The organism is Bacillus sp. (in: firmicutes) (genome assembly GCF_031983925.1).
In the GTDB taxonomy this organism is placed as follows: domain Bacteria; phylum Bacillota; class Bacilli; order Bacillales; family Bacillaceae_G; genus Bacillus_A; species Bacillus_A pacificus.
The window spans coordinates 853,549-874,981 of the sequence record NZ_DALYZR010000002.1; the positions used below are offsets into that span (position 1 = coordinate 853,549).

The 21,433-nt window shown below is 33.7% G+C and carries 41 protein-coding genes; 2 read left to right on the forward strand and 39 right to left on the reverse strand.

Annotation, left to right across the window (positions count from 1 at the left end):
- Window positions 1-7: 7 nt before the first annotated feature.
- From RTP99_RS10490 to RTP99_RS10665, 36 genes are all read right to left on the reverse strand, one after another.
- On the reverse strand, window positions 8-1,171 hold the full coding sequence (locus tag RTP99_RS10490) for a phage major capsid protein (RefSeq protein ID WP_046648198.1): 1,164 nt from the start codon (window positions 1,169-1,171) through the stop codon (window positions 8-10).
- A gap of 42 nt (window positions 1,172-1,213) precedes the next feature.
- Entirely contained in the window at window positions 1,214-1,930 is a 717-nt protein-coding gene (locus RTP99_RS10495) for a head maturation protease, ClpP-related (protein ID WP_046648201.1), read from the reverse strand.
- Window positions 1,911-3,083, reverse strand: a complete 1,173-nt coding sequence (locus RTP99_RS10500; protein ID WP_046648204.1) for a phage portal protein — start codon at window positions 3,081-3,083, stop codon at window positions 1,911-1,913. Before RTP99_RS10500 ends, RTP99_RS10495 begins: the two co-directional genes overlap by 20 nt.
- A gap of 14 nt (window positions 3,084-3,097) precedes the next feature.
- Window positions 3,098-4,777, reverse strand: a complete 1,680-nt coding sequence (locus tag RTP99_RS10505; protein WP_225990979.1) for a terminase TerL endonuclease subunit — start codon at window positions 4,775-4,777, stop codon at window positions 3,098-3,100.
- Window positions 4,761-5,081, reverse strand: a complete 321-nt coding sequence (locus tag RTP99_RS10510) for a P27 family phage terminase small subunit (protein ID WP_046648206.1) — start codon at window positions 5,079-5,081, stop codon at window positions 4,761-4,763. Before RTP99_RS10510 ends, RTP99_RS10505 begins: the two co-directional genes overlap by 17 nt.
- Window positions 5,082-5,188: 107 nt before the next feature.
- Complete coding sequence (locus RTP99_RS10515; protein WP_046648208.1) at window positions 5,189-5,494, reverse strand: hypothetical protein; 306 nt, start codon at window positions 5,492-5,494, stop codon at window positions 5,189-5,191.
- A gap of 2 nt (window positions 5,495-5,496) precedes the next feature.
- Window positions 5,497-5,844, reverse strand: coding sequence for an HNH endonuclease (locus RTP99_RS10520; protein ID WP_048533106.1), 348 nt, complete (start codon window positions 5,842-5,844; stop codon window positions 5,497-5,499).
- 5 nt (window positions 5,845-5,849) lie between these two features.
- Entirely contained in the window at window positions 5,850-6,074 is a 225-nt protein-coding gene (locus RTP99_RS10525; RefSeq protein ID WP_046648210.1) for a hypothetical protein, read from the reverse strand.
- Between the two features lie 6 nt (window positions 6,075-6,080).
- Entirely contained in the window at window positions 6,081-6,305 is a 225-nt protein-coding gene (locus RTP99_RS10530; RefSeq protein ID WP_046648212.1) for a hypothetical protein, read from the reverse strand.
- Window positions 6,295-6,726 carry a hypothetical protein gene (locus tag RTP99_RS10535; protein ID WP_046648214.1) on the reverse strand — a complete coding sequence of 144 codons (432 nt, stop codon included), beginning with the start codon at window positions 6,724-6,726 and terminating at the stop codon, window positions 6,295-6,297. Before RTP99_RS10535 ends, RTP99_RS10530 begins: the two co-directional genes overlap by 11 nt.
- A 405-nt stretch (window positions 6,727-7,131) precedes the next feature.
- Complete coding sequence (locus RTP99_RS10540; RefSeq protein ID WP_046648215.1) at window positions 7,132-7,380, reverse strand: hypothetical protein; 249 nt, start codon at window positions 7,378-7,380, stop codon at window positions 7,132-7,134.
- Window positions 7,381-7,580: 200 nt separating this feature from the next.
- Window positions 7,581-8,123 (reverse strand): tyrosine-type recombinase/integrase, encoded by a 543-nt coding sequence (locus RTP99_RS10545; protein WP_046648217.1) that lies wholly within the window; start codon window positions 8,121-8,123, stop codon window positions 7,581-7,583.
- A complete protein-coding gene (locus RTP99_RS10550; protein WP_046648219.1) occupies window positions 8,120-8,590 on the reverse strand; it encodes an ArpU family phage packaging/lysis transcriptional regulator in 471 nt (156 codons plus the stop codon). Before RTP99_RS10550 ends, RTP99_RS10545 begins: the two co-directional genes overlap by 4 nt.
- 20 nt (window positions 8,591-8,610) lie before the next feature.
- Window positions 8,611-8,781, reverse strand: a complete 171-nt coding sequence (locus RTP99_RS10555; protein ID WP_046648221.1) for a hypothetical protein — start codon at window positions 8,779-8,781, stop codon at window positions 8,611-8,613.
- Between the two features lie 115 nt (window positions 8,782-8,896).
- Window positions 8,897-9,019 carry a DUF3983 domain-containing protein gene (locus tag RTP99_RS10560; RefSeq protein ID WP_046648223.1) on the reverse strand — a complete coding sequence of 41 codons (123 nt, stop codon included), beginning with the start codon at window positions 9,017-9,019 and terminating at the stop codon, window positions 8,897-8,899.
- Between the two features lie 54 nt (window positions 9,020-9,073).
- The gene (locus RTP99_RS10565; RefSeq protein WP_257147407.1) at window positions 9,074-9,199 is read right to left on the reverse strand and encodes a hypothetical protein; all 126 of its coding nucleotides are present in this window, start codon (window positions 9,197-9,199) and stop codon (window positions 9,074-9,076) included.
- Between the two features lie 528 nt (window positions 9,200-9,727).
- Window positions 9,728-10,207, reverse strand: coding sequence for a hypothetical protein (locus RTP99_RS10570; protein ID WP_239694356.1), 480 nt, complete (start codon window positions 10,205-10,207; stop codon window positions 9,728-9,730).
- 35 nt (window positions 10,208-10,242) lie between these two features.
- Window positions 10,243-10,644: a YopX family protein gene (locus tag RTP99_RS10575; protein WP_046648231.1), complete on the reverse strand. Its 402-nt coding sequence runs from the start codon at window positions 10,642-10,644 to the stop codon at window positions 10,243-10,245.
- Window positions 10,631-10,810: a hypothetical protein gene (locus tag RTP99_RS10580; protein ID WP_046648233.1), complete on the reverse strand. Its 180-nt coding sequence runs from the start codon at window positions 10,808-10,810 to the stop codon at window positions 10,631-10,633. The genes RTP99_RS10575 and RTP99_RS10580 overlap by 14 nt, the downstream gene beginning before the upstream one ends.
- A gap of 293 nt (window positions 10,811-11,103) precedes the next feature.
- Entirely contained in the window at window positions 11,104-11,607 is a 504-nt protein-coding gene (locus tag RTP99_RS10585; RefSeq protein WP_046648236.1) for a BC1872 family protein, read from the reverse strand.
- Window positions 11,594-11,776: a DUF6877 family protein gene (locus tag RTP99_RS10590; RefSeq protein WP_048533100.1), complete on the reverse strand. Its 183-nt coding sequence runs from the start codon at window positions 11,774-11,776 to the stop codon at window positions 11,594-11,596. The genes RTP99_RS10585 and RTP99_RS10590 overlap by 14 nt, the downstream gene beginning before the upstream one ends.
- Before the next feature lie 41 nt (window positions 11,777-11,817).
- Window positions 11,818-12,186, reverse strand: a complete 369-nt coding sequence (locus RTP99_RS10595) for a hypothetical protein (RefSeq protein ID WP_046648240.1) — start codon at window positions 12,184-12,186, stop codon at window positions 11,818-11,820.
- A gap of 33 nt (window positions 12,187-12,219) precedes the next feature.
- Entirely contained in the window at window positions 12,220-12,717 is a 498-nt protein-coding gene (locus tag RTP99_RS10600; RefSeq protein ID WP_312365608.1) for a hypothetical protein, read from the reverse strand.
- A gap of 37 nt (window positions 12,718-12,754) precedes the next feature.
- Complete coding sequence (locus RTP99_RS10605) at window positions 12,755-12,913, reverse strand: hypothetical protein (RefSeq protein ID WP_312365610.1); 159 nt, start codon at window positions 12,911-12,913, stop codon at window positions 12,755-12,757.
- A gap of 19 nt (window positions 12,914-12,932) precedes the next feature.
- Window positions 12,933-13,208, reverse strand: coding sequence for a hypothetical protein (locus tag RTP99_RS10610; protein ID WP_312365612.1), 276 nt, complete (start codon window positions 13,206-13,208; stop codon window positions 12,933-12,935).
- 40 nt (window positions 13,209-13,248) lie between these two features.
- Entirely contained in the window at window positions 13,249-13,731 is a 483-nt protein-coding gene (locus tag RTP99_RS10615; RefSeq protein WP_046648282.1) for a nucleoside triphosphate pyrophosphohydrolase family protein, read from the reverse strand.
- Between the two features lie 15 nt (window positions 13,732-13,746).
- The gene (locus RTP99_RS10620) at window positions 13,747-14,166 is read right to left on the reverse strand and encodes a hypothetical protein (RefSeq protein WP_048532705.1); all 420 of its coding nucleotides are present in this window, start codon (window positions 14,164-14,166) and stop codon (window positions 13,747-13,749) included.
- A gap of 12 nt (window positions 14,167-14,178) precedes the next feature.
- Complete coding sequence (locus tag RTP99_RS10625; protein WP_048532707.1) at window positions 14,179-14,433, reverse strand: hypothetical protein; 255 nt, start codon at window positions 14,431-14,433, stop codon at window positions 14,179-14,181.
- A gap of 14 nt (window positions 14,434-14,447) precedes the next feature.
- Window positions 14,448-14,621, reverse strand: a complete 174-nt coding sequence (locus RTP99_RS10630) for a DUF3954 domain-containing protein (protein WP_000805172.1) — start codon at window positions 14,619-14,621, stop codon at window positions 14,448-14,450.
- Window positions 14,622-14,646: 25 nt separating this feature from the next.
- On the reverse strand, window positions 14,647-14,841 hold the full coding sequence (locus tag RTP99_RS10635) for a hypothetical protein (protein WP_000337978.1): 195 nt from the start codon (window positions 14,839-14,841) through the stop codon (window positions 14,647-14,649).
- A 12-nt stretch (window positions 14,842-14,853) separates the two neighbouring features.
- On the reverse strand, window positions 14,854-15,768 hold the full coding sequence (locus RTP99_RS10640; protein ID WP_048532709.1) for a P-loop NTPase family protein: 915 nt from the start codon (window positions 15,766-15,768) through the stop codon (window positions 14,854-14,856).
- A 14-nt stretch (window positions 15,769-15,782) separates the two neighbouring features.
- The gene (locus RTP99_RS10645; protein WP_000852575.1) at window positions 15,783-16,661 is read right to left on the reverse strand and encodes a phage replisome organizer N-terminal domain-containing protein; all 879 of its coding nucleotides are present in this window, start codon (window positions 16,659-16,661) and stop codon (window positions 15,783-15,785) included.
- 5 nt (window positions 16,662-16,666) lie between these two features.
- Complete coding sequence (locus RTP99_RS10650; RefSeq protein ID WP_000364156.1) at window positions 16,667-16,843, reverse strand: hypothetical protein; 177 nt, start codon at window positions 16,841-16,843, stop codon at window positions 16,667-16,669.
- A gap of 211 nt (window positions 16,844-17,054) precedes the next feature.
- On the reverse strand, window positions 17,055-17,315 hold the full coding sequence (locus tag RTP99_RS10655; RefSeq protein ID WP_000626615.1) for a hypothetical protein: 261 nt from the start codon (window positions 17,313-17,315) through the stop codon (window positions 17,055-17,057).
- A 39-nt stretch (window positions 17,316-17,354) separates the two neighbouring features.
- A complete protein-coding gene (locus RTP99_RS10660) occupies window positions 17,355-18,086 on the reverse strand; it encodes an ORF6C domain-containing protein (protein ID WP_048532713.1) in 732 nt (243 codons plus the stop codon).
- The gene (locus RTP99_RS10665) at window positions 18,049-18,321 is read right to left on the reverse strand and encodes a helix-turn-helix transcriptional regulator (RefSeq protein ID WP_000818088.1); all 273 of its coding nucleotides are present in this window, start codon (window positions 18,319-18,321) and stop codon (window positions 18,049-18,051) included. The genes RTP99_RS10660 and RTP99_RS10665 overlap by 38 nt, the downstream gene beginning before the upstream one ends.
- 163 nt (window positions 18,322-18,484) lie before the next feature.
- Between RTP99_RS10665 and RTP99_RS10670 the strand changes: the two genes are divergently transcribed.
- Window positions 18,485-18,832, forward strand: a complete 348-nt coding sequence (locus tag RTP99_RS10670; RefSeq protein WP_001020465.1) for a helix-turn-helix domain-containing protein — start codon at window positions 18,485-18,487, stop codon at window positions 18,830-18,832.
- Between the two features lie 10 nt (window positions 18,833-18,842).
- On the opposite strand, the gene RTP99_RS10675 is transcribed toward RTP99_RS10670, so the two are convergent.
- The 3 genes from RTP99_RS10675 to RTP99_RS10685 all read right to left on the reverse strand — a co-directional run bounded on the left by RTP99_RS10675 (window position 18,843) and on the right by RTP99_RS10685 (window position 20,457).
- A complete protein-coding gene (locus RTP99_RS10675; RefSeq protein WP_002092334.1) occupies window positions 18,843-19,025 on the reverse strand; it encodes a hypothetical protein in 183 nt (60 codons plus the stop codon).
- A gap of 146 nt (window positions 19,026-19,171) precedes the next feature.
- Window positions 19,172-19,315, reverse strand: coding sequence for a hypothetical protein (locus RTP99_RS10680; RefSeq protein WP_176359160.1), 144 nt, complete (start codon window positions 19,313-19,315; stop codon window positions 19,172-19,174).
- Window positions 19,316-19,317: 2 nt separating this feature from the next.
- Window positions 19,318-20,457 carry an AimR family lysis-lysogeny pheromone receptor gene (locus tag RTP99_RS10685; protein ID WP_000735754.1) on the reverse strand — a complete coding sequence of 380 codons (1,140 nt, stop codon included), beginning with the start codon at window positions 20,455-20,457 and terminating at the stop codon, window positions 19,318-19,320.
- A gap of 520 nt (window positions 20,458-20,977) precedes the next feature.
- Here RTP99_RS10685 and RTP99_RS10690 point away from each other — a divergent pair.
- Window positions 20,978-21,325, forward strand: a complete 348-nt coding sequence (locus RTP99_RS10690) for a helix-turn-helix transcriptional regulator (RefSeq protein ID WP_000859168.1) — start codon at window positions 20,978-20,980, stop codon at window positions 21,323-21,325.
- Window positions 21,326-21,433: the final 108 nt, after the last annotated feature.

Consider the following 21,433-nt stretch of genomic DNA (forward strand, 5'->3'; position numbering starts at 1 on the left):
ACTCCTTTTAAGGCGTTGGCGTTCCTTCTTTCGGCTCAAGTGCTGTAATATCAAATACTGTGAATGAATCATGATCCAGTGGGCGTCCATTCGCAAGTTGACGAATAAGGTATAAACGTTGGTCTTCAATAAGGCGTACTGTGTCATTTGATTCTAAAGTTTGTTTAGATGCTACACCCATAAAGTAATCTTTTGGTTTACCACCAATCATTGTATTTAATGGAACAGCTGGTGATTGTACAATTGTTAAGCCCGGCACACCGAAATTATCATATGTCCAAGTACCATCGTCTTTACGTTTCGCTCCAATTGGGAAAAATTTTGTTGCATAATCTAAGGGATTCACGATTAATGTTACACCTGTATATCGTTTCGTACCTTCTTTTGTAGTAGGTGCTAAGATTTTTTTACCAATAGTCGCTGGCGTAAAATCAGCTAAAACTACTTTCTTTTTGTCTGGATAAATGCCATCTGTTACGGCTCCTTTTAAATCTTTAATCATACCAATTGGCTGTTTTTTTCCTGTTCCCATAACGATAACTTTTTCTAACTCTTCGGCCACAACTTCTTTCATAAATGTACGAACATATTTATCTAACCATTCAGGACCTAGTTCGAACATTGCTTTACATACAACTAAAAATCCACTAAGTTTGAACATACCTTGATCGATTGTTGTGAATCCTTCATCAATCATCTCTTTAATCGCATCACAAACATCCCCCCAATAAGCTGAAGCGGCTCCTTCTTTCCTAACAATCCATTGAGTAGTTGCCCCAACTGTTTGGAAATTAACGAGCGATAATAATGGATGTTCCTTTTCTAAATCCTCAAAAACACGTTCGAAAATAGTTGGCGGCATCAATTTATGTGTTTCATTAAATGAATTCACCTCAATTGCTGCATTGTAAAACTTTTTCTCTTCGTTCGTTAAAGTACGAACACCGCGTGAAGCTAATACTTGAGCATCCCAATTTTCATTTTTAGCTTGTTGTGCTTCATCGATAATTCCGTTCATCATGTCTTGGAAATGCTGCATATTATTTTCCATGTTTGTTACGATGCGTTCAGCGACCGCCTGTGCATCACCTGTTTCAAGGGCTTCTTTTACATTAGTAATTTGTGACTCTTTATTTTCAATTACACTTCTATCTAAATTTTTAATAGTCATCTTATTTCCTCCTGTTTTTAAGACAATAAAAAAAGCACTGCTTTACGCGCGCTTAAATTTGTTAAGTATATTTTCATTTAAACTTGCTGGTGGTTCATTCTGCTGTTTGTTTTTATTTCGGAACTTCTGAAGTACGTTATTTTTAAATTCTTCTGGATCTACCACATCATCGTCATCTTCTACCTGTTCATTTACCTTATGAGCCAATCCAAATTCTACTGCCTCATTTGCGGTAAACCATGTTTCATTGGCAATCATTGTCTCAATTTCTGAACGTTCTCCTTGATAACGAGTCATATAAATATCCGCAAGCGATTTGTCAATTCCCTCAAGAGCATTCAATGTCTTACGAATATCTAATTTTGTCCCCCACGTCCATGTAGAAGCTTCATGAATCATTAACATAGAACCTGTATTCATAATTAATTCGTCTGCTGCCATAGCAATAATAGATGCGGCGCTTGCTGCCAGTCCATCTACATTAATAATGATTTTTGCCGGATGGTTTTTAAGTTGGTTATAAATCGCAATCCCATCAAATACATCCCCACCAGGACTATTCAAATTGATATTAATAACATTTGCCGAAGTAGCTTTCAATGTTTTCTCAATATCAACTGCTGATGTAGAATCACTCCACCACGATTCCCCAATATCGCCATAAATCGTTATATCTAATGAATCAGTTTTTGTTTCTGCCTTGAATGTATGTTGAACATTAGCTAAATGGTTATATTTTTCATTCTTGTAACGTTTCATCCGTTTCACCTCCTTCCAGTGAATCAGCTTCTTGGTAGTTTTTCGTTACATGTCTTCTGTTTGCCCATTCTTCATCAATAGGCTCTTTTCCAAGCATCATTATGACATCATTAATTGTTAGGCCACCAATCGCAAATAATTTATCCATTGCGGTTGATAATTTCGTAATATCAACAATCTTAATTTTTGTTGTATCAATTTTTAAGTATGTTCTTTTTAAATACTCTTCTTTTTTGTACATCTTTCGATTAAATTCATCTTGTATCAATTCAGCAATCGGATTAATACAAAATGCTAAAAACGAATCCATTTGCTTTTCAATATCAGCCACATCACCTTTTAAAATACCGATAGGCACATGAAAAGCCGTTGCTACATAACCAAATATGTCACTGACTAAATCGCTAATATCACGGCTTGTGCTATTGTTTGCGACGCCGTTTTTACTATCACTCATATCTTCAATTTCATATCCATTCTGTAATTGAAAAGCAGAACCTACTTTATCAGCGTTAAACCAATTTTTTAATTGACCTTCAAACATTTCATCAATCGCGGCTTGCGTTTCTGGATCTTGCGCTCTTAGAAAATCACCTTTAATTAACAAGCGCTTATTATTTTTTCTTTTATAATAGTCAATGGACGATGCAAGCAATTTCCCAAAACTGTTATACATTCCATCTATGACTTGCATAATATTGCGGTCATTCAATTTAAAATGAAATACTTCAGATTCATTAAACGGTTTATCAAAGGTGAAATCACCAATTGTTATATTGTTATAGATATTTTCTTTTAACGCAAACTTAGTAATATCAAAGGAATCTGCAATATATAATTGCTTATTTTGCATAATTACTACACATTCATTTTCCATAATTAAATGATTAACTAAGCTATGCATAAATTCTGATGCATTTTGATTTTGATTCGGCTGTACATTAAGTAAATAATGATTTTCACCACGTTTTTCTTTCCCTTTTTCAAACGTTTGAAATTCACTCCTGGTTAGAGCGTTGGCTATTAAATCAATACAACTTTCTACAGCTAATTTTTTATAATAATAATCAACACTTAATTCATAAAGACACTCCTTTAAAGTAATCGTGTTATTACTTCCAAGAAAGCCACTTATCCATTCTCTTAATCCCATATTCTCACCACCTTTTACACATTAAATGATCTAAATATCTTTCTAACATTCTCTTTTGTTAAAGCGTTGGATTCTTTCAATTCACTATCTAAATTAAGAGCATGTAAAAAAGCGTGAAAACCATCCGTTTTCCGCTTCTCTGGATCAATCTTTGCATATTCGATATTCCCATTGTTTTTATTATCCTTGAAAGTGTTCCATACATACCAACGCATTAATAAGTCATCACCAAATACTAACTTTCCATTAATAAATAAATCATCAACAAGTGGTGATAATTTTGAATGCGTAATATGTCCCCTTCTTACAATTTCAACTTCAAAACCCGCTTCTTCCAGTACAGGTCCTAATACACTTGCACGATGCGAGTCCATACAAATCTTTTTGATTCTATATTTCTTAGCCATTTCTAAGAACCAATTTTTAACCCGGTGTGGATCAATAGATTTTTCAGTTCGAATAATGGTACACAATTCTTTTGCTTCCGCTTCTCGGATAACATCCATATTTATATCTTGAATATCTAGTGCAACTTGATTAATAAAGGAATGATGTAACCAATATCGTTTATTATCTTTTTTAAATAATAGACCCATTCCACAAAAATCTCGTACTTGCGCGAAATCCACAGCACCAATACATTCAAATCCAGATAAATCTGGTATAGATTGATTTGTTCTCTCCAATTCATCCCAGGTACAAACTGTTTCTAAGATATTTGAAATCGGGATATTCATACGCTTTGTCATAAATTCGACTCGTAATTTCGAATTACGTTGCATCTTTTGATATTCCCGTTTCATTTTTATCTTTAACTCATCATTGTATGGTAAAGAAGGATTCGCTTTCTCCCAATTTGCCGGATCATCAACCTCATCTTCACTGTCTAACTTACAAATGAATGGTAAAAAATGAATATCTTCAATCTCACCAGATAAAATTAATTTTGCTGTTTCTTTTAAATCATCAAGTGGCCCACCTCTTACGTGTCCATCTGTTGTGGTATAAATGATTCGGGAACCTCTTACTTTACCTTGACCACTTGTATAAACATTGATATTATCGTAATTTTCGTATTCATGTGCCTCATCAAAAATTACACATCCAGTACGTTTACCGTCTTTTGTCCGAGAGTTGGAAGTATTATAATTCATCACTGAATTTGTTTTTTTATGTTGAATTTCTTCTAATGTCCATTTAAAGATTTTTTTAAACTTCTCTTTAAAAGATGGCGTATTTATAACATTATATACATCAGTAAATGTTCGCTTCGCTTGATCTTCACTGGTTGCAACTACATCAATATCGTAATTATTAATACCATGATGTCCAGTCATCATATAAAAAGAATCATATGCCATATAACCTGTTTTACCGCCACCACGACCCATTAATATTAAAACTTCATCAAATACAATACGATCATCTTTTTTGAAGCGCACGCCATACATCAATGCATTTAGAAACTTTTGCCATGGGAATAATTCAAACGGAAAATATTTAGCGGGAACATTAATAGAATCCTCTGCTGCTTTAGCATTGAAGTAGATGTCGTCTCGGCTTAATATTTTTCGGACATATTTCATTAATAATTTTTGTTCTTTACATGATTTGATTTGACCACTTTCTACCATACCCATATATTCATCGATATATGGATGATATGTTACCGATTGCTTAGACATCATCGTCATCATTACTTCCATCGTATACAGGTTCTTTTAAACCAAGTACTTTTAATAAGTCCGTCATACGTTTATTGGTTTCACGAAATTCTTTCGTAGCTGGATTAGCTTTCATTCCCCTTTGGCTTTCACTATTCTGCCATTCAATCATTGGTCCATTCTTTTTAATTTCTCTCGCTAATTTGTTTTTCGTATCGAACAATGTTATGTAATCGTCAACAAGGTCAACATAGTGCATACCATTCAAATTAGCATTTTCCAATTGTTGTAATAAATCTTGTTTGATTTGTGCTTTCTTTGATAGTTTTTGCACATGTACCCCCCCTCTTAATTTGATATCTCAAAAAAAATTTTTTCCCATCTCCTCCTCCCGTTGAATGGTCCTCCTACTAAAAGCCAAACTTTTTGACCGGGGGGTGTTTAAGAAACTAATTCAAAGTAAGTTTCAATAAAATCCAAAATAAAAAAGACTTCTTCATTAGAAATCTTTAGAATGTCTGTCGTAAATATTAAATTCTCTTCTTCCAATCTTTCTCTAACATCATTAAGTTTAAGTCTTTTGCACTTTCTTGGGTTCACACAGTCTCTTATTTGGCAGTAACGCCAGTAAGAATACTTTCGGAACTGATTAAGCATATCTCGTTCATATGACGTGCGCTCGCCCTTCTCAGCGTATTGAATCATTAAGTCAGTATCAAATGTCCAACTACCATCAACTATAATCATCGCTACCAGCGCTCCTCATTGACGAACTTAGGTTCACTATTACGTATCATCTTATCCTTACCATCAGCGATGTTATGGTGACGTACACAAATGTATTCAAGGTTATCTAATTCCAATGCAAGATGTGGATGAGTTTTAACTGGTTTGATATGATTCACATCCATCTTTGTCTTGCGTCCACGTTCATCAAGTGTATCCCGTGTTGTTACTTTCCCTTCCTGTTTGCAATGCTCACATTCATTCTTAGCTCGCTCAATTGCTTTTAACCTTAAAGCTCTCCACTCTTTAGACTTATAGAACTTCATTAGCTTATCTTCTTTTATAAGTTGGATAAGTTCTTCATTCCTCACATCTATCACTCCATTTGCTTCTCTTCTAATAACCCATGAATGAATTTACTAACTACACTTTCGGCAGCTTCTTTCATTTGGTTCGGCGTTGAATTATTAACTACATTTTCTAGCTCTACCTCTAATTGTTCTAATAATTGACTATCTTCTTTGTTATTAAGGACTTCCTCATCATACCCTTGAAGGAATGCGCCAATAACAATTGCCATCTCAAGTTTACTGAATTGCATCTATCCTCACCCCTTATCTTTCTCTAACAAATCATCAATCAATTTATTGATTAAACTTATTAAAGCTTCTTCTCTATCTTCAAACGTTGTATCCATTTGCAATTCATCTAACACTTTTATTACATCTGGTAACTTTTCTAATCTAACATATTGCTTTATTTTCTTCTTACTACGAAGAGCTTTAAGGATTATTCCGACAATCATTGCTTTTTCAAGCTTATTAAATCCCATACGCTCTCACTCTTTCGTGCATCAACTTATTAAACTCTTCCGCTACCTTTACTACATCCCCGCTAAGAAACGAACCAGATAAATTAATTGCTATACTTTCTCTTACTATCGGATGCCATATACCAACTGCAATATGCTCAGCTAAATTCAACCCTATATCTGATAACACCATTGCTTGTTTTTGTTTTTCACTACATTTGACACAGAATTGATCGTTCGTTCCATCCTCCATATCAACCCATTTATGTTTACATCTCGTTTCTTCATTTTGTTTTTTATATTTATTTATCTTGTACACATCTACAAAAGCTCCATTACACTTTGGACAAACAATTACTTCTGAATAATCTTCTTTCTTTACTTCTAATTTTTGTTGATGAACACAATGTAAACATTTATATAAAACATATCCTTTCATCATTCACCCTCCTCCAAAATAAAAAACACCCGAATGGATGTTTTAAGATCAATTATTTATTTACAATTAAATTACGGTATGTGAAGTTTTATTCTGCTTTCAGCTAACAACCACGACAGACACCATCGGAAAACTTATCAGGTTCTCCTAATTCTGTCTACCTAGGATGTTGTTAGCTCAAAGAAGAGCAAAAGCTCTCCTTATTAACGGTAACATCCAATCAGTACCATCTGCTGGTTTCGGATTTTATGTGCCGTCATTACGAACCGTTTAGAAATATAAGAACAACATAGTGAGTTGTGTTTTCCGCCACTTCTCACAATACAAATATATCATGTTAAAAACCAAAACGTGTCCGTAAATCGTTCGCAAATAGTCCGCAGATAGTTCACGAATAGTTCGCGTTTTTTATTTTCTTTCTTTCTCTTCGGTTAACAATCTTGGATTTCTTACTATGACTGACCAATCTTTACCAGAACTCCAATCAATACCTCCTATTAATTGAATGCCCTTTCCTGCACCGTTAATAATTGGAGTGAAATGTTCTCGTCTTGCTTCAATATTAGTTCGCAATGTTTCTCGTAAATTCTGCTCCACTTCATCATAAATGACTACACCGCAATTTAACCCCTCATTACTTCGTGTGCTTTTTCCCATCGTTTTTCAGCCTCTTTTCGCATAGTTTTGAATAAATATGTTCTTTAATCCTAGAAAATGAATTAGCTATAATCTGGATTGTGTTAAATTCACCTATTCCGTTTAACCTTAGATATACCAATCTCTTTCGCATTTTATAAAAATGAATTTGACACTTTCAGTTTAAAGCTAATTCAATAAGTGATAAAAAAATAAAGGAGCTAGATTCTAAACTTCCTTTGGTAATCATTTAATGTATCTTGCTCCATTCCAATGTATCTCAATGTTTCTTTCTGATCTGTATGATTTAACATCTTTTGCAAGGCAACTACATCTTTAAATTGTTTGTAATGGTGATAGCCATATGTCTTTCTAAGTGAATGAGTACCGATACGTTCCAACCCAAACTCTTCTGCCGCTTGATTTAATATTACATAAGCCATCGCACGAGTAATTGGTTTATTCTTTCCATTCCTACTCTTAATCAGATATTCATTCTTAGCTTTTCCTTCTGTATAATTCCTAATAGCTCTCTTCAGTTCTGAAGGCATCTTTACATCTTTAATCTTCCTTGTTTTCTTTTCACGTATCACAATATTCCAACCTTCAACATCACGAACACGTAAGCGCAATATATCCGATATCCTAAAGCCCGTATTAATACCAAGAAGAAACAGAATATAATTCCTCTCATTCTGCTTCTTATAGAATTCCTTTATTTCTTGTATTATTTCTTTATCTCGAATCGGCTGTACAATGTTCATACGCTTTTTCCCTCTTTTTGTCTACGTGTCTTTAGAAATACCTCTTTCTTTAGATTGAAAGCTAAACGTAATATCGCGCGTCCCTTTAACTTATAATACTTAGTTTTACCTATTCCTAAATCCATCCAGATATCCGGATCATATCCGATATCATCTTCCATATAAAATTTCACGATTACCTCACGTTCATCGTCTCTTAGGCGATTCACCGCATCATACAACCAACTCATAAATTTATTTCTTTCTTGTTCATACTCAATTCTTTCAATTGCAATATTTTCAGTTGAACTATTAAACTCGTTTGTAGTTGTTGGAGGAACAATAGAATATGATGGTGTCACTTTTGGCAGCATATCACATGGCATTGTTGCTAAGTATGTACGATACTCATTAAATACTTTTTCAATTTCTTGTTTTGTTCTTTTTCCATCCACGATTGGCATTTTAAATGATAATTGTTTATTCATATTAAATTCCTCCATTATTATTATTTTTGTCTTAATGCTCCGCGTCTACGTTCGTAACGCGGGCCATGAATTCCCATTAAATCTTCAATGTCACGAGTACTTAATTTTTCTTTTCTCTTTTTCTTATTTTTCTTCTTTGCTTGTTTTGATTGCTTTTTCCACTCACGTAGCTGATCCTTTAACACCTTCATTTCCCCATCTCCCTTTTCAAAATAAAAAGGACACCTATTCCTAAAACAGCTTTAATGACTGCTTTAATGAATTGGCGTCCTCTAGTTTTCTAGCCGGACTGTATTCTGTTTGCTTTCACTTTAAAATACCAGCTTGTACAAAAATGTTTCTCCAAGCTTTATTGACTTGATAATTCTCCACATCTTTTGCACGACGAGCAATTGCTTTTCTAATTTTTCTTTTCTTCAAAGCTTTCATTCTCCTAACCTCACTTTCTATTAAAAGGATTATTTTGTTAAGAAATAAATTTTTTCAAGCTTCACGCCCTGTACCATCAAATATTATTTTCGTTTCACATTCATTACAGAAATCCACATCAATTTCTTCATTATTTGGATCAACCGTTTCCTTGTTGCACATCGGACAAATTTGAACCATTTCCCTCTACCCCCTGAATAAAACTCAATATTTCGTTAACACTATAGTTGGAGGAATTTTTATATACCCATTAATTCCTCCCTTTCTTTAAGGGTTGAACAGTTAGTTTCTGCTAACTGTCCTTTATTCATTTGAATAATTACCATAACTTTGTGCATACTATCTATAAGCTGCTTTCTTAACAGTGTTGGCAGCTCGGAACCTTTTTGTAATGGAGTAGTTAGCTTTTGCTAGCTGCTCTTTTTTGTACATGCAACTTTAATTCTAAAAAAGCATATATTATTTTGAAGATACGATTCATCTTCAGAGACATAAATTACACTCCAGGAAAAAGCACTGTTCGAAGGTGCTTTTTCTTATGCATTCTTTTCTACAAAATGAAATTTTTATACAAAATACACACAACTAAACCTACATAATTTCATATGATATATTGCATCCTTTCTTTTTAGAGTGGATAGTCATTACAGAAGGGCACTTCCCGAAGTGCTCTTACATTTACATACCAAATAGCGTTTTTGTTTGAATTTAATTCAATGCATTAAACTCTGCTGCTACACGTTCACACAAATATGATATTTGCAATGGATCGGATACAGTCAAAGCAAGCAATTCTTCATAATCATTGTGATTTTCCATTAACGGAAGCAAACGCTCTCTACACGATGCCAATTGCTCTAAAAGTTCATCCTTTTCTTCTTTTAACTTTTTGACTTTTCTTTTAAATTGCTCGCATTCGTATTGGGAACACCGTATGACACCTTCCATTTTGTTTTTCGTTTTTACCCTCACCTTTTTACTGGTATCATGTAACAAATCCATTGTTTCTTTATGATCTCGTTCGCTTTTCTCTAATACCCTTGCAACCTTATCATGACTTTGTTTCCAATCGTCAATTTCTTCTTCCACTCTTTGCAAAACCGTTAATATATCGACTATATCCGAATCATCCATACGAGTTACCATTTCATTTCTAAGACGATCTTTTAATTCCTCAATTTCCTTCATTCGAATCCTTCCTTTCTCTAAAATAAAGATTTGGTTTAGTTTTTTAATGTCTTTAGATTGTCATAACCATTTCCAATCACTTCAAACTCATTCTGATCTTCAACTAAATGTGGCAACAATAACCTAGCAAATTCCTCAGTCCTAAGGGTTAAAACTGAATATAACCAATCAATAGTTCCTTCAATTACTTCTGTACTTTCAATTTCTTCCCGACTACAATCCGTATATATCACTCTTATCCACCTTACAAAATCACCAAGATAAATATCGTTTCCGTTCTTATCTATTAAACCCGTACACTGCTTTGGTTCTGTACACATAAGCCAACTGTCATTTTCGTTATCTAAGATCCACCAATCATCTTCTTCATCTCTTGATACACATTCACTAAAAATCCACTTTTCTCCATCATGAGCCTTGAACTTAATCTCTTTCATTTTTAACTTCCTCCTTACTCAGTTCCATAATAGTTCGAACCATCCAAGCAAAACTGTTCGCTTCAACTAATACGGATTTCGCTTGTACCAAACTAGCGTCACATATCAGTTGTAACTTTTCTTTTGTTGTCATTTCCTTTTGCTCAATTATTTTTTCCCAGCCCATTTTGTCTCCTCCAATCAAATAATAACTTTATTAAAATAGCGTCATCTGTCCGCTCTTATTCTGCTTTTCCAATTCTTTTATTCTTTTCTCAAGCCTTTGTATTTCTTGGTGTAAGAGATGGATCGTCTTGCTATTGTTATTTCGTAAATTAAGGCACCTTCTATGAACCATGTTGTTGTACTAGTCAAAATCAATCTCATCTTCAAAAATTAATTCATCACATATTGGACATTCCCCTAAAATACAACCGGATGCCATATTCATTCTTCCTTTCTACAAAATAAGAATTTTGTTTAGTTTTCCCTAACCGTATTTACTACAGCTTTGCAAACTGCTATTCCAAATTTCTCTTCGATATATTCTTCTCCATGCAGAGTCACACACCAAGAACCATTTTCATTTTTAATTTCTACTTTATGATCTTGATCGTTTAACCTATCTAAGATAATTCCCGCATAATCAATCGCATCGAAATCCGCTATCGGCATATCATGAAACGCTTTTCCGTCTTTACCCCAATGCGTTCCTACCTTTTCCCACTCAAGCACTTCATAAGCAATTACATCATTTAATTTTTCAACTTCATTCAAATCTTCAAACGAAATCCAACTCTCTTCAAAATGGGCTACAAAGTTTTCGTCAATAACGCTATACGTAATGCATCCAATTCTCCATTCGCAACCATCATGTGCTATTACAGAATCATATTGTTTTAAAGATTCACCATTCTTATCAACTGCATTTATTTCAATTGAACCTTGTTTCCACATTTCTTTAGCTTTTTCAATGTTTGTCATTTTTCATTTCCTCCATTCTTTCTGCCACTCTCTTGGCATATCTAAATTGTTGTTTTATATAAGGATCGTCCCAGCTTCCACCACTTGCAATCCAATCAGTTAAACGACTTTTTATATCTGTAAGTACCTCAAAAGGTAATAAATGAGCAATCTTATTTAGTTCGTCCATATTCTCACTCTTTTCTTTCAAATAACTATTTTGTTCGAATATTAATAAATGTTGTTTTTGTAGTTTTCGACTGCCTTGAGTACTTTTTTTGTCACTTTAATATCTTCATAGAATGTCATTTGCTTATACTGACGAGGGTTTGGATTATCTGGTTCCGAATCCTGACACCCTTCACGATTTAGCAAATGTTGAAATCTTTCTTCCGAGCACCATTTTAATCCACCAAATGATATCCATTCGCTATCAGAAACTGTTACCTGTTCCACATCATCAAGTTTTCCTTCCTGTTTTAACAACCATAAATATTCATCAAACTGCATTTCCCAAGGTTTATATGAATTACCGAACATCTTTACATGTCCTTCATTGAATTGTACTCTCACGATTTTATTTTTTTGTTTTCTAGCCATCTCTCATTCCCCTTTTCGATTAAAATAACGCTTTTATTCAATTTCTTCTACAGCATCTAACTCTGTCCAATGAATCCAACAACCTTTTGCTTCGAACGGTTCATAAATATCAAGCAATAAACTCTCTTCCGTTTTCTCTTTTACAAAACACTTTTGCTCGGTATGTCCCAAATCCTTATCAAACGTTGTTATCTTGTACTTCTTACCTACCTCGAATAAATTTAGAATCAGCTTTGCAACTTCTATTCCCTGAAGCTGACGTTTACTAGCATCACGTAATAATTTAAATGCATAAAACTCTTCTGCTACACGCTCACACAAATATGATATTTGTAATGGATCGGATACAGTCAAAGCAAGTAATTCTTCATAGTCATTGTGATTTTCCATTAATGGGAGCAAATGCTCCCTACATGATGCCAATTGTTCTAAAAGTTCATTTTTTTCTTCTTTTAACTTTTTGACTTTTCTATTAAGTTGTTCGTATTCATATCGAGAACAGCGCATAATGCCTTCTAATTTATTTTTCATTTACCTCACTCACTTTCCGACAAGATAATGCTTTTGTTTAAATCCCTTTTCCAAAACCTTTATATCTGCACGGGATGTATAAAAACTCTATAGGTTCATAATCAACACCGCTATCTCCTGTATAGTCGCACCAATACTCTGGAATCCACCTTACTATTAGTAATCCTGTTTCATTCCGTGAATACCGCTCTTCCATAACTGATCCCTCATTTCTACTAAAATTCTTCTTTAGGGTACTTAATATAAGATGAATCCCCTTCAATCATTTCTTCAAAGATTTGGTCAATCCACTCTTGGAACACCGTTAAACCTGTTTCTCCATTACTGCTATGCTCATTTACGTGTTGAGCAAATCCTTCAGCAAATTTCCTTTTATATTTGACCTTAATCTCTTCATCATAATTATTTGGATTATCATTAAAAGCGACTACTAGCATATCAATCGACAATTTAATCACCACATTATTACCGCTAACCTTTGCGTATTTCATTTTTCTCCCCCTCATTTCTGTACAAAATTCAAATTTGGTCTTACTCCACATCAACACGCGCTTGACTTGCTTCTCGGCTAAATCCATCCGGATATCTTTTAGCTAATTTTGCGATATTCATTTCAGCAATATCTTGTAACGTATATCCCAGTTCGTGCGCCATAATCGAAACATAATACATAATGTCACCAAGCTCTAAGGCTAATTTATAAGTATTTCCGTCCTCTTCTCCTGGGCAATGCGATGGTTGAAAACCATGCCCATGATAAATTGCTTTTTTAACAATATCAGCAACTTCACCAGCTTCCCCTGTAAGTCCTAAAGCCGCATTAGAAACACGTCCTCCAAAATCAGTTTTGTTATTCCAAGTGCGTAAAGTTGCTTCTTGATAATCGTTTAATTCGCCGATTGATAAAATGCTTGCAATCTGTAAAACAGTAGCCTCTTTTATAACTTGACCTTCTTTTCTTGCTTCACTAATTAATTTCGTTGCTTCCAATACACCGTTTTCCATAACTTTCATTTTCATCTACTCCTCTTAACTAATATTTTTATTTTTAGACTTAGCTGGTGTTGTAGCTGCTTTTATCGGTTCCCATCCATAACTCAATCTAGATCTGAAAGTACTTACGCTTATGCCATTGGATTCAGCAATCTTAACAAGTTCCTTCCTATCAATTTGTTTACGCGTCGGAATACTTGCCGCGTCTTTAGGGTCCCAACCATTATTTACCCTGCTGTAAAAAGTACTTGAATTAATTCCATTTTCCGTCGCTATTTTCAACCACTTATTTTCTTTCCCTTCGCCCATATGCCAATATGTTCTCGGCGGTGTAGTCAATGCTTCTTGTAAGTCCCAACCGTATCTATACATTCTCATGTAAAGAACCCTTCTACTAATACCGTTTGATTCAGCTTGCTGATATTCCTCATCAGTTAACCATCGATTGAAAGCCATCAATTTCCCCTCCTAATCTAGCGCCAAAAATTCAGCTCTGGTGCGATTTGAATGAGTTACCCTAATCTTCTGAATACCTTTCCCATGCTCTTCTATTGTTGCATTCCAAGCTTCGTTTTCATTTTTAGCATCAAAACAATCCATCTTTTGCCGTTCCTCTTTATCGTAAAAATGCACTTCGTAACTTGGATTCAAAAACTTTTCACTGGTACTTATCGCATTGTAGTCGAAACTACCTACAACATCATCAATAGTTAATTGCTTCATAATCGCATCCCCAGTTATTTAATTTTTTCAGTGATTGTAGTTGATACACGATCAACTTTCCCGCCTTGCCAAGTAATTATTTGTTCTCCAAATCCAGTTGCTGGAGGATTCAGCGGAGTAACCTCACCATTTTTAACCACATAAATTTTATTATCCGTAACATCGATTTCAACTTTCGTAGGCTTCATACGACTGAAATCCTCCTTTTTCTTGTTAGCTAACTTTTTGCTGTTTATTATGTTGTAGCTCTTGTTTCATTAATTCGAACTTTATTAACCATGCTTGCCAACGTTTTTCATTTTCTGCTTGCTGTTGCTTTGCTACTTCACAATTACAACCGTGCGTTTCAATTACTCCCGGATAAGTTTCTTTACGAATAATTCCTGTATCATGACATAATACACACATGTTTATTCCTCCTTAGAAACCAATATCTAAATTTAGAATCCTTTTATCTGTCGTTGTTTTAAATACGATTGTTTCATCTTTTGATACTCCATTTAACAACCTACTCGCTAATTTCGGATCATACTTTTGAAATAGCTGTTTGCTTGATAAATTTGATGTAGTAATTGTTGTTTTGTTCGCTCCTTGCCGCCCATTAGCAACGCCGTAAAGTATTTTATGAACAAAATCGCTCGCTTCTCCGTTTCTATTCATAGAGCCACTTTCAGCTCCTAAATCATCAATAACCAGAAAATCCGCATCGACCATCAAACTAATACAATAATCCATCGTGTATTTTGATTCCTTATTTCGAAATGAGTCTTGTATTAAACGAATTAGTTTCTCTATCTCTACAAACAAGCAACTTTTCATTTCCTTAAATGCATATTCATCGTTAAGTGCTTCGCCATCAGAAATTGTCCAATAGTGTCTTACTAATTCGTATAGCATCGCATAAGCTAAATGGCTTTTCCCCACACCTTGAATCCCTGCAATATAAACATTTAAGGTTTCACCTTTTTTGATACGCTCTAAAATCGCTAGAGCTTTTTTCTTATTTGCTTTAGTTTCCAAGCAATCTGTTTCGTATGATTCTAGCCTTGATTCTGTAATTGATTGATTTTCAATAACACTATGTTTAAAAAGGAGATTCTTCTGCCGCTCCCTATTTATCTTCTTATAGTAATTGTTAGCTTGTTGAAATAAGATTGAATCTTGTTGCTCCACTTTGCATCTCGGGCAATAAATTGAACCATCATTTTTATCAATCATCTTTCTTACTGGCTTTACAGTTACTTTTCCACCTTTACTAAATGTATGGCTTTCGCAATATTCATCTGCAAATTCTAATGCCGCTATCTTTTCAAATGATTTCTGCATTTTTTGCATTTCCGTTCACCTCGTTAAAATGGCATGTTTCCTTTAAACCCTGGAATATCTATGTGATTACCGTATTGTTGTTGATTTGATTGAGATTTGCTAACCGTTTCATTCAAATAATTATCAAAATGTTTTTGAGCGAATAATGTACTTGGTCTTAAATACTGATCAAGAGGTTTTCCTTCTTTATCAAACTTTCCAAGCCATTGTGATGTTTTGTTATTAATCACGGTTTTAAAATTATCAACTGTATACCCTTCATTCCATCTGGCTCTGATTAGTTTTCTATGTGCTTCTGCTTTATGGTTAAAGTTCTTTTCCGCTTTTTCATTCAAGTATTCTAAGATTTCTTGATAAGGAATTGGAACTTTTGTATCTGATTCGTCAGAAGAAGATGTATTAATTATTTCTAATTCTTTTTCTTTATCTAATTCTTTATCTAATTCTTTATCTTCTTCTATATCTGTTGCGTGACTTTGCGTGATTGTCTCGTGACTGTCACGTGACATCTCCAATTTAAGTTTTTCCCTCTGTTTTTGTTTGCGTAATCGGTTTTGCTCGCGGATTTTTTCTAATCCATCAACGTTTTGGTGTTTCTCCCAATTCGAAATGCAAATGTACTGATCCTCTGTTATCTCAATCATTCCAAATTGCTGAAAAGTTTGAAGTGCCAACCTTACTGTCGCGATTGGTCTATTGAATAGAGTTGCAAGCATTTCATCAGAATAAGGAATGTTTTTACTAAGAAAAATGTACCCACTCGCATTTGTTTTCCCGGCTTGCGCTAATAATCTAATCCATATAATTAATAAGGTATCAGCTTCAGGCATGCTCTCAATTAAACGTATTTTTTCATCCTCAAACATACTTGTTGAAAGCTTTATCCATTTAACTTCTGCCATTATTTTTACCTCCTCGTACAAACTGCCACATATGCTTGTCCACTTTGGATAATGCGTTGTATTTCATAATGTGGATACCCAACCTTAAAGTACTTTTCAATCATTCGTTTTAATTCATCTTTGCTTTTTGCTAAATCCCAAAACTTATTAGGTAATAGCACTTGATATTCGATTAAATCCATGTACTATTTCCCTACTTTCCGTGATATACTTATAACAACTTGTTTTTTCTAAATGACCCATTGCCGTGGGTCTTTTTATTTTGTTTTACGTCACTCCAAGCCCAACTTTTTATCGGTTCGTAAGTAATGTAAAGTAAAGTAGCAATATACTAAATGCGATAAACATTGCGAATGCTACTAATGATGTTGTATCTTCCACTAGATCACCTCCTTATTGTTCAGATATCCATTGCAACAAGAACTCTTTTACTTGTTGAGCTGGGAAATACCATTTACCACCTACTTTGTGTTTTGGAAATCTAGGGTCAAAAAAGAATGTTTTTTGTATGGTATTCCATCCCATACAAGTTCTTCTTTTTAACTCGTTAGCGTCCCAATACACTAACTCCGCATCGATTTCTTTAACTACTTCTTCAACTTTTGCAAGATAAAGATTTCTTACTTCTTTTTCATCGACTTGAACACTAATCATTTTCATGTCTCCTTTTCTATAAAATTTTAATTTTATCTATTAAGAAATATAATCATCTAATGCACTAGGTCTTTCTAGCGGATACCATCCTGCGATAAATCGCATAGCATTTTGATAATATTTCCTTGGGATTTTATCGTACTTAGCTACACCAAAATGTCTTTTCAGTGCACCATAGATTCCTTGATACGACGCATTATCATAACCTTCTTTTTTTAGTTCAAAAACACGTTGTTTTACTTTACGTTGCACAGCCCCTTTATGTTGCTCAGTAAGCCATAGTTCGTTATCTACTAGCAATTTCATTTTGTTCATTTCTTCTTCTGTATGATCTTGTCGTGATTTTATTTGTTTTAGTTCCGTCATACTGTAGATAATGGCATCCTCAACACTTTTCGGTTGTTGCTGTAACTTCTGAATATGTTCTTTCATTCGTTTAAATTCTTGTAAGAACTTGATTTTCATTTTCATTGCCTCTGGCGTTATGTAGCTCATTGCAACAATTGCAAATGCATCTTCTGTAAGATTGAACTTTGGATACCATTGTTTATTTTGAAAATGCTGGTATTGGGTAGGCTCAAAGTTGAGCTGCCCCCACTCAATTTCATTTGCCTCATTCATTTTTTCTAGCTGGACCTCAATATCTCGAATTACATTTTTATGTTCTTTTCCAAACATTTGAGCCATTGTTAAACTATCTGTAACTACTTGATCTCTTTTTATAAAAACAAACTCACTCATTGGATGTTGTAGTATTGGTAAATGATTCATTTTCTTTTGCCTCCGTTTCTCCATCCACTCTCGTAACGCGAGTTGGATTATAAAAAAAATTATCCACAGATACACCAAAGAACTCCGCAATTCGCATAGCTATATTCCATCTAGGATTCTTCTTTCCTTTTTCAATTTCACAATAATAGTTAGAAGAAATATCTAGCTTATTAGCTATTTCAAATTGCTTAAGACCTTTATTTTCACGCAATTTGATTAACCATTCTCTTTTCATGTTTACCTCCGATGTCTTTCGTTTGATTTCAGTATACTCGCGATTCGCGAATAAGTAAATATCTTTTTTTATTTTTTTTGAAATAAAATAAATTCGCGTAGCGCGAAAAAATATTGATTTTGTTCCGTGAAGTGTTATCTTTATTTATAGGGAGGTTTTGTATATGAACATAGGGGAACGTTTAAAGTATTTAAGGAACAAACAAAAATGGACCATGAAAGATATTTCTTCCAAATTAGGAATAAGAGACTCTACTTATAGCGGATACGAAACTAATTATAGAAAACCAGACGCGGAAATGATTTGTAAATTAGCTGACTTGCATAACACAACAACTGATTATATTTTATGTAAGACTGACGATCCAACTCTAGATAAAACAACATCTTCTAATATTAAGGATTTCTTTGATAATCAAAAATTACATTGGGACGGAAAAGAATTATCTGAAGATGATGTAGAAAGCCTTAAAGATTTATTAGAAGTTGCTGTCAAAAGAATGCTTAAATAAAGAAAAAGGATTAGCAAGATGCTATTCCTTTTTTTAGTTGCAATTTCTTTTGGAATGATTGTAATTCAATTTCATTCACTAATCCTTGCTTATGTAATTCATCTAACATATAAACTACATCCGCATTTACATTTTCGCTCCCTAGTAATACTTGTATCATTTGTTTAACCTGTAATTCTACCCCTTTATTCATCACAAAAATTTCCTCCCCTTATTTTTGGTAAAAAATAGGTGTCGATTTTTTGTTATTCAACTAAAAACCAACATTCCCCTAAAATTACGAAAGAGGCTGCGCAATCGCAACCTCTAACTTTTTTGTTAACTATTCTCTTTTAATTATCAATGTCCACCCGGCTCAACCATCATATATTGCACTTGATTTTTAACCGGCTGTTCTTTGCTTTCCTTAGTTGTTGCTCCTACGTTTAATGTTAGAGTAAATGCACTCATAATACATAAAACTGCCATACTAATTTTTTTCATCCTCATCCCACTCTCTTTTCTATTGATGCTAACACACGCTTCACAGCATTAGCATAGTGATAGTTTCCAACACGCTCAAAACGCTTAAGAGCTTCTTTTAATCCTAGTATATCATTGTTAATTCTGGAAATATAGTACATTATGAACGGAGATACAAATTTTCTTTCTTTAGATAGTTCTTCAAACATTTTCAAAGCTTTTTCCTTATCTCCATATAATCCCTCGTAATATGCAATTTCGGATAAATCGATACATGTAAAGTCTATTTTGTCTAAATTAAATCCGTTATCAATATAAAGAAAGGCTAATGTAGATTGAAATGATCTATACTTTCTGCCATTTTTAGAAATTCCGTTGTCATCTAAATACTTTACACTTTCTAACAAGTATTTTTCAGCCTTAAGAACGTCTGTGAATAAAAAACTTTCACCAAGGCAACATAACGCTGTCGCTTTTATAACTGGAACTTCAATATCAGAATTCAATATTTCCTCGCATTTCTTTCGACAAGCCTTCACATCTTCATTAAAAAGATTAATATAAGCAATACGGTCATTGTAATGCATCTCTAAACAGGATTTTATAAATCCTTTGTTTAACTCGTTAAGGTTTTTTTCTACCTTATCAGTATAAGGTAACATTGCTCTATAATTAAAAATATCATACATAGAAAAGCTATATAACATATTTACTAAAACTTGTATTTCCGAATCATTTGAAAATGAAATCTCATCCATTTTATCAATCATAGCTTGTCCACGAATTTTGTTTGTATTTCTAAAATTATAAAGTTGATAAATTTTAAAGTATTTTTGTAATTTTTTATGATTTTTATGTTTCTTTATAATTTTATCTATAGTCTCGTACTCACCAATTCCTTGGCAATAACATAATGCTTTACGGATGTTTAAATCTCCCATACATAACATAATAAATTCATTAATAATCTCTTTTCTTTCCTCCATATTCTCAAAAAGTACAGAGACTACAGGTAAAAAATTATCAAATTTCATTTCTGAAGTTTTACCACTTACCGCATCCGTTATTACTACGCGATCTACTCCGGTTTTTCTTTCAATATCAGGAAAAGTTAACTCCATTTTATCAGATTGTTTTTTTATACGTTTCATTAACTTTTTCATTTTGCTCCTCCTAATTGGAACAAAGACGCTTCGCTTTTTCTCAAATTCAACAATGGGAAAATCAGACCATAGTAATGATTTAGTAATATCGGCATGTTATAATGTAAGTGTTACTCGTGTAGTAACCGAAAAGAGACTTATGGCAGATGTTCCCCTCGTGAGTCGGGCGAACGGTGTAAGAGTGGGGCGAATCACTCTTACACACGCTGTGAGTCTTTTTTTCGTTCCGTGTATTTTATTATCATAATAACACAAATTTTCCAAAATTCTGTCGAACTGTTATCTGAAAATTATTGAGAAATTTGAAAAACTGTTATGTAGCAACGTTTCTTATGTTCGACAGAATAGGATATGCCATTTCACATAAAATCATACGAATTCTCTATATGAATATTTTACCACCAAACAAACGTTTGTCTATATGTTTTTTAAAAGTCCTTAAAGATACCATTAATAAATTTAAAAGTCAGGATATCGACCAATTATGGTATAGTAATAAGGCGATTATTATACTCAAACTATGAAAACTACAGTCGGACAAAACATTAAACGGTTACGAAAGTCTTTCGATTTAACGCAAGAACAATTATCTGAAAGAACAGGTTTATCGCGCGGACAAATCAAAAATTGGGAAACTGATCGTCATGAACCTGACCTTGAAAGTTTAAAAGTACTTGCGTCTTATTTTAACACCTCCACTGACGCACTTCTTAATTTTGAGAACAAAAAAGAAGATGCGTTATTAGAATTACTATTTAATGATATCCAAAGAGCCTATGAGGAACTTGATGGACGTCAGCAAGGCCGTTTCGCAAAACAAGTTTCATTGTATGTGAAAATGTTGCAAAACAACAAAGAAATACTTTAATTTGATTTCATCATAAAAGAAATCATTTCCAATTTCAAATTGTAAAATTTTCTTTCTTTTACAATTTAAAGAAGAGAGGGCATAAGGCTCTCTCTTCTTTTTTATTTT